Origin of the sequence: Segatella sinensis (assembly GCF_040095255.1) — a bacterium.
Classification (GTDB): Bacteria; Bacteroidota; Bacteroidia; order Bacteroidales; family Bacteroidaceae; genus Prevotella; species Prevotella sinensis.
The window spans coordinates 1-8,272 of sequence record NZ_JBBNGE010000085.1 but is presented as its reverse complement, the minus strand read 5'-3'; the positions used below and the strand labels follow the sequence as shown (position 1 = coordinate 8,272).

8 protein-coding genes are annotated in these 8,272 nt (G+C 47.2%); 4 read left to right on the top strand and 4 right to left on the bottom strand.

What is annotated here, in order from left to right; translation table 11 throughout:
- Positions 1 to 12 precede the first annotated feature (12 nt).
- Entirely contained in the window at positions 13 to 105 is a 93-nt protein-coding gene (locus AAAT87_RS14625) for a smalltalk protein (protein ID WP_153097012.1), read from the top strand.
- A 444-nt stretch (positions 106 to 549) separates the two neighbouring features.
- Here the strand turns inward: AAAT87_RS14625 and AAAT87_RS14620 are convergent, their stop codons facing one another.
- Together AAAT87_RS14620 and AAAT87_RS14615 are read right to left on the bottom strand one after the other, a co-directional pair.
- Positions 550 to 2,184 (bottom strand): OmpP1/FadL family transporter, encoded by a 1,635-nt coding sequence (locus tag AAAT87_RS14620; RefSeq protein ID WP_295025058.1) that lies wholly within the window; start codon positions 2,182 to 2,184, stop codon positions 550 to 552.
- Positions 2,185 to 2,331: 147 nt separating this feature from the next.
- The gene (locus AAAT87_RS14615; RefSeq protein ID WP_349226825.1) at positions 2,332 to 3,330 is read right to left on the bottom strand and encodes a hypothetical protein; all 999 of its coding nucleotides are present in this window, start codon (positions 3,328 to 3,330) and stop codon (positions 2,332 to 2,334) included.
- 236 nt (positions 3,331 to 3,566) lie between these two features.
- Here AAAT87_RS14615 and prmA point away from each other — a divergent pair, with 236 nt between their 5' ends.
- A complete protein-coding gene (gene prmA / locus AAAT87_RS14610; RefSeq protein ID WP_295025060.1) occupies positions 3,567 to 4,439 on the top strand; it encodes a 50S ribosomal protein L11 methyltransferase in 873 nt (290 codons plus the stop codon).
- Between the two features lie 79 nt (positions 4,440 to 4,518).
- On the opposite strand, the gene AAAT87_RS14605 is transcribed toward prmA, so the two are convergent.
- Both AAAT87_RS14605 and AAAT87_RS14600 read right to left on the bottom strand, forming a co-directional pair.
- Positions 4,519 to 5,424: a glycoside hydrolase family 25 protein gene (locus tag AAAT87_RS14605; protein ID WP_349226824.1), complete on the bottom strand. Its 906-nt coding sequence runs from the start codon at positions 5,422 to 5,424 to the stop codon at positions 4,519 to 4,521.
- A gap of 23 nt (positions 5,425 to 5,447) precedes the next feature.
- The gene (locus AAAT87_RS14600; protein ID WP_295025062.1) at positions 5,448 to 7,097 is read right to left on the bottom strand and encodes a diphosphate--fructose-6-phosphate 1-phosphotransferase; all 1,650 of its coding nucleotides are present in this window, start codon (positions 7,095 to 7,097) and stop codon (positions 5,448 to 5,450) included.
- 197 nt (positions 7,098 to 7,294) lie between these two features.
- Between AAAT87_RS14600 and AAAT87_RS14595 the strand changes: the two genes are divergently transcribed.
- A complete protein-coding gene (locus AAAT87_RS14595; RefSeq protein ID WP_295025063.1) occupies positions 7,295 to 7,567 on the top strand; it encodes a hypothetical protein in 273 nt (90 codons plus the stop codon).
- A gap of 66 nt (positions 7,568 to 7,633) precedes the next feature.
- Entirely contained in the window at positions 7,634 to 8,191 is a 558-nt protein-coding gene (locus AAAT87_RS14590) for a 1-acyl-sn-glycerol-3-phosphate acyltransferase (protein WP_089542750.1), read from the top strand.
- Positions 8,192 to 8,272: the final 81 nt, after the last annotated feature.

Here is an 8,272-nt window from a genome sequence, read left to right as displayed (position 1 = left end):
AACATTAAAACAATGAAGAAGGATACTTGGAAAATGGTGATTCAGATTGCGATTAGCATTCTCACCGCAATAGCCACATCGCTCGGAGTTTCCAGCTGCATGTAAGCAGCAGGAAAGCAGAATGAAATCTGCATGTGATTAGTTTTTGAGAAGATTTTATCTATTACAGAGAGTGTGTCATAAGTCCATGACGCACCCTCTTTATTCGTTATACAGGATGTGAAACCTATCCCCCATCTTGCTATAAAACAAATGGGTGAATGATTGTGTGAAAGAAATGGCATTATTTCAGACAAAAAAATAGGACCTGTTTCACAACAGATCCTACCACATACTTACTAAAACTAAATTAACCACTAAAAAAACTAATATCTTTATCCCCTATCACTTTAGGGAAATTTTCCTTAAGTATAATTTTATCTAAAAACTTTCTTTTTTATATCTGCAAAGATAGAGCTTTTCTGCGAAACGACCAAATTTTCTAGCCTTTTTTTACTAAAAAAAACGAAGAAAGCTCTGTTTTTTGCATTCTTTAAACCTTCGGTCTATTTAAAACTTGTAACCTACCGTAAGCAGGAGCTGATGACGATTGTTATCCACCTTGCATGAAGTAGGGAGATTATCCAATGTAGCATCATCCTTATTCACATAGCTCATAAACGGATAGAAATCACCCTTCTGGGTAGCATACTGATAAGCTACATCAATATTCAAGTTCTCGTAGTTGAAACCCACACCGCAGGTAAAGCGATTCATCGCCTTCCAGTTGGTATAATCGGTAGAAGTAGCGATATCTACACCATTGCTGCCAATCGACTGATCACGATAGGCATTCTCTCTAAACATCGGCGATACATAGTTGTAACCGAAACGGAGAGAAAGCATAGAGGTTGGCTTGATTTCAGCTCCCACCTTCAATGTACTTACACCCTTCAGGTTGGCACGGGTATCTGCATTCATCGCATCATCGCTGCTGCTTGACTCGTAATAATCACCCCAGTAGTAATCGTAGTAACCGCCATCCTTCACGCGGTTGTCCATATGGTCGTACCAGGCATACTCGTAGGTTGCACCCAGGGCAAGATAGTTGCCCACGGTATGACCCATGCTGACACCCACCTTCCAAGGAGTGTTCAAGCGGAAGTCGTAATCCACAGTCTGTCCCTTATCACCCAATGTGTAGCAAGGCACATTGACGATATTGCCAGCTGCATCCTTATCCTGGAAAGTAGCTGGCGCATTTTTGCCATACATACTCAGATCGTGGGCTGCGCTGAGCGAGAGATCGTAGAACACAGGAGAATTGACGTAGGCACCGATGCGGAAAGGAGACTCCTCTACCGGACGGAAGATGATACCAGCCTTCACGTCATATCCAGTACCCGTAATCTTGATCTGCTCGTAGGAATCGCTGAAGTTGCCATCCACTAGATTCTCTGCATAGAGGGAATGACTGTTGTAATGAACATCGTGCAAACCGATGGTAAGTCCGAGCCATACTCTATTGCCGATAGAACCACTGATGTTGAAATCGTAGCTGCCGATGTAGCCATGCTGATACTGTCCAAAGAGATAAGACTGGGCATCTGCGTAAGACAAATAGCCATTAGAGGTGAGGCTAAGCAGACCATTCTGATACTTGCCTGCATTATCCTTGTAACCGCCAAAGTTTGCATCCACAGAGCTCCATCCATCAACACCCTCTGCATTCTTGGCTGCAGTCAACTTGTTCTGCGAAGCCTTCGTGAGAGAATTGGCTGCGTTGAGGAGCTGTCCGAAGTCGGTACTCTTATGATAATTGAACGCAAGATTGAGCGCACTGGAGTTTCTCATCTTCGTTGACCAGACGATGCCTACCTGGTCGAAGGTTGGATGACTCTTCTTGCCGTCGAAATCGATGGCATATTTGCCAAAGGAAACGCTGTTATCAGCACCGCTCTGGGCGATGACACCGGCAGTGAGGCTGATCTGATTCTTGCGGAAAAGACCCACACCGGCTGGGTTGGTGCTGATGGTGGAGATGTCGGCACCCAAGGCCTCCATCGCACCACCCATACCTACATAGCGGGCGGTACCCGTGAGTTGGCTGGCTGCCAACTTGGTATCCTGATAGGTTTCCTGCGCAGCGGCACTCATGGAAGCCACGAGCGCACTGGCAAAAAGTATATGTTTTAAATGATTCATATTATTTCTAATTTTAATTGTTTATAAAACTTTTGCCCTTTCAGGGCGTATTCATAAAAACCACTATAACCCAGGGCGATGCCCTGGGCTAGGAGCTTCTGCCCTTTCAGGGCGTGCTGGCAAATGGCGAATCCTTTCAGGGCGTATTTATCGGCGACCTCCGAAGCTACCGCCGCCTGAGCGTCCGCCACCTCCAAAGCTGCCACCACCGGAATGGCCGCCGCCAAAGCTGCCACCTCCGCCTACGCTGCCGCCATGACCAAAGCTGCCGCTGTTGCCGAAGCTGGAATTATTGCGCGTTCCGAAGTTGGAGTTGTTGCTGAAACCATTGTTCTCACGACGCTGACCGAAGCTGCGGTTAGAACCGCTTCTGCGGGTATAGGTATTGTTATTGCCCTGCGATCCGCCATAAACATATCCATGAGAAGCATCGATGCGACCCGGATTGTTATATCTCTTGCCACCGGCAAAACCGCCATAGCTTACATGCCCAATCATCGGACCACCCCAGTACCAAGGTCCATACCAGCCACCCCAGCCATAATACCATGGGTCGTACCAGCCACCATACCATCCGGCATAGCCATAATACCATGGATCATACCAAGGATCAAACCATGGGTCGTACCAGCCCGTATAGTAGCCGTATCGCCAAGGATTGTGCCAGCCCCACATGCGGGAGCGCCAATAGTATGGACCATAGCCATAGTAGCCATAGAACCAAGGATCGTAGTAGCCATCCCAGCGACTCATTCTGCGGGTATTGCCGAAATCCTCTTCCTCGTTGATATACTTCTGTGCGAAGTAAGCATCATCGTAGATGCTGTCGGGCGCTACCCCCTTGCCTACATGAAACTGGATGATATCGTTACCTAGTGAATCAGTACCCACTTTCTCGTAATGGCTCAGGAATCTGCCACCACGGTTGTACTCATCCACATTCCGGTTGCTGCCGCTCCAGTAGAGGGCATAGATACTGTCGCGGCGTGCCTGCTGAGCCTTGTACTCACGCAGTAACGCAGCTTTTCTCTCAGCCTTCTCCTTCGCCTCCTTCTTCGGATTGAAGTAGAGGTCGTCGTCCTGTGCCATCGAAGTGAATGGCATTGCGGCTGCCATCAGGACTGCAAGAAGATACATTTTCTTCATTGTATATTTCTCCTATCTTTTTCTGTTCTTTATGCAAAAATATCACTTATTTTGATGCAAAATTACAGAATTTCCCTAAATAATAGTAGGTTTTCCCCTATTTTTTTATAATTTTGCAGAAGATTTAAAGGATTTCAAACTTTTTAGAACATCCGTAAGCATTTTTAGGATAGAATGCCCGGAAAAACAAGGGCGGAATCCTACAGAACAATGATCAGAAATCAATAGAAAAAAATATGAAATATTTAGTAGCGACATTCAATATCGAGACATCGGCCGACTTGATGCAAGCCTGCCAGGACTTGCTCGCCGACGGTGCTGCCGAGGCTGGATTCGAATCGTTTGAAGAAACCGAAACGGGTATAGAGGCATACGTGCAGAAAGACCTCTTCGACAAGGAGGCGCTGGATGCCTACATCGCCGACTTTCCTATCATGGACACCCAGATAACCTACGACATCCAGGATGCCGAAGACAAGGACTGGAACCAGGAATGGGAAGAGCAGGGCTTCGACCCTATCTTCGTGGGCGACCAGGTAGTGATCTACGATGCCAAGCATCCGGAACTCTATCCGGATACAAGCGACCGTCCCGACATCATCGAGATCGGCATCGAGGCAAAGCTAGCCTTCGGAACCGGCAACCACGAAACTACCCGTATGATCATCGCACAGCTGCTGAAAATGCCTGTCAAGACCAAGCGCATACTAGACTGCGGAACGGGTACGGGCATTCTGGGACTCACCGCCTCGAAGCTCGGCGCCAAGGATGTAGTGGGCTACGACATCGACGAATGGAGCGTGGAGAATGCCAAGCACAATGCCGTACTGAATGGCGTAGATAACATGGAGGTACTCTTCGGAAACAGCAGTGTACTGAACCACGTGAGCGGTGTCTTCGACGTGGTGATGGCCAACATCAACCGCAACATCCTGCTGGAAGACATGAAACTCTTCCGCAGCGTGATGAATATGGGCGGCACACTGATTCTGAGCGGTTTCTACGAGGAAGATGTGCCTGTATTGCTGGAGAAGGCAGATGAGCTGGGACTGCACGAGATAACAAGACAGGTAGATAACAACTGGACCTGCCTGGTGCTGGGAGCGTAAAACCAACAATAAAGAATAAAAACAGCAGAATAAAAAATAAAGCTTGATCTTTCCCCCTTGGAAAAATCAAGCTTTATTCTTATTCATCATTATCCCACAATTTCTTATCCTTGTCCTTGCTTCCGATGCAAAGCTGGCGCAGATCGTAGTAGCTGCCGTTGTAGATATCGAAATCCACATAGCCCTTGATGCCCGGAAGCTTTCCTGCATCCGTATGCTGCCAGAACTTCCACTTGCCCTTGTACTGCACCTTATCTACATAATAATGCGCTATCCAGTAAGGATAGTCATCGAAAACGGGTGCGCTGAGATACTGCTCCTTAAATTTGTAATAGGTATAGATGATCGGTTTCACATGATATCTATCCTCTACGATATGCAGCCATGTGAGCACATCACGCTGAAAATCCTCAACACTCTTGTCATCAGGCTTATGCTCGATGTCGAGTACGGGCGGAAGATCGCCATCCGTAAGATGCACCTGCTCCAGAAAGTAATACGCCTGTTCGCGAGCCGTAGATTTATTGCTCCAGAAATGATACACGCCACGGATGAATCCATAATCGCGAGCCTGATTGAAGTTCTCGCGGAAATTCTCATCCAGGCGACTGGAACCCTCGGTACTCTTGATGATGACAAAGCGCACAGGACAACCCTTGATCATCGCATTGTTGAGCTGTTCCCAGTCTATCTTGCCCTGATAATGAGAGATATCAATGCCATGAATCTCGTAGCCTTCAGGATACACCTCATCGCCATAGAGGGCACGCCATCTGAAACCGGTAGGACCTACGAAGAAATGATAGAACAGAAAAACATACAGCACTACTACCGCCGTTCCACCAATCCACCATGCCAATCGGGGATAACGCAGAAAAACAGAAGACGAACGCCTTCTGCCACGAGAGCCCCCACGCCGAGAAGAAATCTTCCTTCTCGCCACAGTACTCTTTTTTTGTGAAGAAGCCGTTCGTCTTGTTGACATATAATAATATGATTTATTTCTTATTACTTAGCCTGCTCCAACTGGAGAGTCTTTGTGGTCTGATCGCAAACCTCAGATGGACCCCAGTACTGGATAGGACCTGGATATACATAAGCTGTCTCCTTAGCCCACTGCTCACGCTTAGAAGCGAAGAACTTGAATGGAGCACCGTCGAGCTCTACGAGAGCCTTGCGGATTACTGGCTTGTTGGCACCGTTACGACGCTCGATGTTCATCATCATTGTGATAGGCACACCACCAGCAATCCACTCTGCAGCAGGAGCTGTTGTGTTCTTGATGATTGACATGTAACCAGTCTTGCCGTTAGCGATGAGGCGAGATGCGTTGAAACCGAGTGAGTAGCAGTAGTCTGCATCGTAGTTAGAAGGAGCTGCGCAACGTCCCTCGTAACCGAAGAAGTGGTGCTGAGCTGAGAACTTACCTACGAACTTACCCTCCTTCTTCCAAGCAGCCAACTTCTCAGCTACCATGCGAGAGAGCAACTTCTCAGTCTCGATGAGAGATACCTGTACGTTTCCGTGAGGGTCACGGTCGAGGCAGAGCTGGCGAGCTACGTCAGCTGGCAAAGACTCCAATACAGCGAGGTTGTCCTTAGCGATGGCACCCTTAACGAATGCAATCTGCTCCTCAGCGCTGGCAAACTCACGGCTCTCGCCTGTAGCTGGGTCTGTAAGAACCTCGTTCAACTCTGCGATGAGCTTCTTGATAGCTGGGATGAACTCGATCAAGCCCTCTGGGATGAGAACAATACCGAAGTTGTTGCCCTCAGCAGCACGGTTAGCCACAGCTGTAGCGATGTATGTAACAACATCATCCAATGACATCTCCTTAGCCTCTACCTCCTCAGAAATCAAGCAGATGTTTGGCTGAGTCTGGAGTGCGCACTCAAGAGCGATGTGAGAAGCAGAACGACCCATCAACTTGATGAAGTGCCAGTACTTGCGTGCAGAGTTACAGTCGCGCTCGATGTTACCGATGAGCTCTGAGTAAGTCTTGCAGGCTGTATCGAAACCGAAAGAAGTCTCAATCTGCTCGTTCTTCAAGTCACCGTCGATAGTCTTAGGGCAACCGATTACCTGAACGCCATACTTCTTGGCAGCATAGTACTCAGCGAGAACGCAGGCGTTGGTGTTAGAGTCATCACCACCGATGATAACGAGCGCCTTGATTCCGAGCTCACGGAGAATCTCAATACCCTTCTCAAACTGGTCTTCCTTCTCCAGCTTTGTACGGCCAGAACCGATGATATCGAAACCACCAGTGTTACGGTACTCGTCCATGAGCTCAGGAGTAATCTCCATATAGTTGTGATCAACGAGACCGCCAGGACCGAGGATGAAGCCATAGAGCTTGTTAGCTGGGTTGAGAGACTTCACACCGTCGAAGAGACCAGAAATCACGTTGTGACCGCCAGGAGCCTGACCGCCAGAAAGGATAACACCTACGTTGAAAGCAGGGATTTCCTGAGCCTCGCCAGCCTCGAAAGTAATGACAGGCATACCGTATGTGTTAGGGAAGAGAGCCTTGATTTCTTCCTGGTTACCTACTGACTGAGTTGCTGCACCCTCAACTGCCTTTACAGGACCCTGAAGCGCCTTTGGCAACTTTGGCTGATAAGCAGCTCTTGCAATCTGCAATGCACTTTTTTCCATAATTCTTTTATTAATATTTAATTAGTTGAAACTTCAAAAACACTGCAAATTTAAGGTTTTTCTACGAGATACGGAAAGAAAAATGCTAAAAATGAGTTAATATCGATATTTTTTTTGATTTTCTATTGCTTTTCCAAAGAAAATGATTATCTTTGAACCAATGTTTTTAACCAATTATTAATTTAGAAATAAGAATTATGGCTAGCAAAAGAGATTTAAAACGCACTATCAACTACATTACCAGCGAGCTTTTCGCTGAGACTGTAGCTGCGTCTTTGTACAATGGAAACCCTTCTCAGGAGGACGTAGATGGCATCCTTTCATCTATCGTAATGGTCAATAGCGACTTCATCAAGCGCGTTTCTCACCCAGAGCCAGGCATGAAGCCAGGTACATACTATCAGAACCTGATTCATGACTTCAACAAGCAGGTGAGCGAGATTATCGACCAGATCTCCAACATGGGATAAGCCCCGGGAAACGGAGAAGAACATCCATTATACCTATATAATATATAGATAATAGATTAAGAAGCAATGATCAAGGACATCTGTCAGTGGATATTATACAAGCGAATGGGATGGAAGAAGGAAATAACCATCGACTTTCCCAAGAAGTACATCATCTGTCTTGCACCACACACCAGCAACTGGGACTTCCTGATAGGACAGCTCTACTCCAGAGCTGAGAACATCAAGAGCAATTTCCTGATGAAGAAGGAATGGTTCTTCTGGCCGCTGGGGCCTATCTTCAGAAAGATGGGAGGCGTACCGGTGTGGAGAAGCAAGCATACCAGCATGACCGACAACCTGGCCGAAGAGGCTAAGAAACGCGAGAGTTTCGGTCTCTGCATCACCCCGGAAGGTACCCGCTCGCTCAACCCGGAATGGAAGAAGGGATTCTATTTCATCGCCCTCAAGGCAGGCATCCCTATCCTACTCTACGGCGTGGATTACGAGAAGAAGGTGATACAGTGCACCAAGATGATCATCCCTTCAGGTGATGTGGAGAAGGACATGCGGGAAATCAAGCTGTATTTCAAGGATTTCAAGGGAAAGAAACCTGAGAAGTTCTCCATTGGAAATATTGACTAACAAGTAGGGTGTCCAGTTCTATGTTCCAATATTAACTCACTTGTTTGAGTGTTTTGGTTCGTTCTGTCACCCAGTTTTTGG

Bases quoted from the DNA above. Each gene is read 5' to 3' on its own strand.
- AAAT87_RS14625 (WP_153097012.1), top strand. From the start codon at position 13: ATGAAGAAGGATACTTGGAAAATGGTGATTCAGATTGCGATTAGCATT.
- AAAT87_RS14600 (WP_295025062.1), bottom strand. From the start codon at position 7,097: ATGGAAAAAAGTGCATTGCAGATTGCAAGAGCTGCTTATCAGCCAAAG.
- prmA (WP_295025060.1), top strand. From the start codon at position 3,567: ATGAAATATTTAGTAGCGACATTCAATATCGAGACATCGGCCGACTTG.
- AAAT87_RS14605 (WP_349226824.1), bottom strand. From the start codon at position 5,424: ATGTCAACAAGACGAACGGCTTCTTCACAAAAAAAGAGTACTGTGGCG.
- AAAT87_RS14595 (WP_295025063.1), top strand. From the start codon at position 7,295: ATGGCTAGCAAAAGAGATTTAAAACGCACTATCAACTACATTACCAGC.
- AAAT87_RS14590 (WP_089542750.1), top strand. From the start codon at position 7,634: ATGATCAAGGACATCTGTCAGTGGATATTATACAAGCGAATGGGATGG.
- AAAT87_RS14620 (WP_295025058.1), bottom strand. From the start codon at position 2,184: ATGAATCATTTAAAACATATACTTTTTGCCAGTGCGCTCGTGGCTTCC.
- AAAT87_RS14615 (WP_349226825.1), bottom strand. From the start codon at position 3,330: ATGAAGAAAATGTATCTTCTTGCAGTCCTGATGGCAGCCGCAATGCCA.